The organism is Bradyrhizobium sp. Arg237L, assembly GCF_029990105.1.
Lineage (GTDB): Bacteria > Pseudomonadota > Alphaproteobacteria > Rhizobiales > Xanthobacteraceae > Bradyrhizobium.
The window spans coordinates 1-734 of the sequence record NZ_JAQMIL010000196.1; the positions used below are offsets into that span (position 1 = coordinate 1).

Here is a 734-nt window from a genome sequence, read left to right on the forward strand (position 1 = left end):
TTCGCGCCCTCGCGTCGCTTGTCCTTCAGCTTGAAGGACGGCTGGAAGAAGTTGGTGTGCAGCCGCGATGCCGCATACAAGCGTTCCAGCACGCGCGTCGTCTTGACGCCATCGAAGCGACCGTATCCCACAAGTCGCCGGACGACCGCGCCATTCTTCTGCTCGACGAAAGCCTGATCATTCTTCTTGTAGGCGCGCGAGCGTGTCACCTCGATCTTTTGCGTGCGACACCAGGGCACGACGACATCGTTCGTAAACGCGCTGTCGTTGTCGAAGTCGGCGCCGCGAATGAGCCAGGGAAACAGGTTCTGTGCGCGCTCCATGGCTCGCACGACGAGGCCGCTCTCGCGCGTCACCAGCGGCATGCATTCGGTCCAACCAGTCGCGACGTCGACCATCGTCAATGTCTGAATGAACGAGCCAGCTACAGATGTGCCGCCATGAGCCACCATGTCGACCTCGCAGAACCCCGGCGGCGGATCGTGCCAGTCGTTGAACGTCCGGATCGGAACTTCACGCCGTACCGCCGAATAAAAGCCGACCCGCCGACGCTTACCGCCGGCCGCGGCAATTTTGGTCTCGACCAGCAGGCGATCAATCGTGGCTGCGCTGACGCCGAGCACCAGCGCTCGATCGGCCTGGTCGAGCTTGAGCCGGCCATGCCGCTCCAACGAAGGGAGCAACGTCGGAATCATTACCTTGAGCCGCTTGCCGCAGATCCGATCCGAGGCCTC

At 62.4% G+C, this 734-nt stretch carries 1 protein-coding gene; it reads right to left on the minus strand.

Annotated features, from left to right (window positions below; genetic code table 11):
• A partial coding sequence (locus OZ411_RS42955) for a transposase family protein (protein WP_282532802.1) occupies nt 1-683 on the minus strand: 683 nt, incomplete at its 3' end.
• Nucleotides 684-734: the final 51 nt, after the last annotated feature.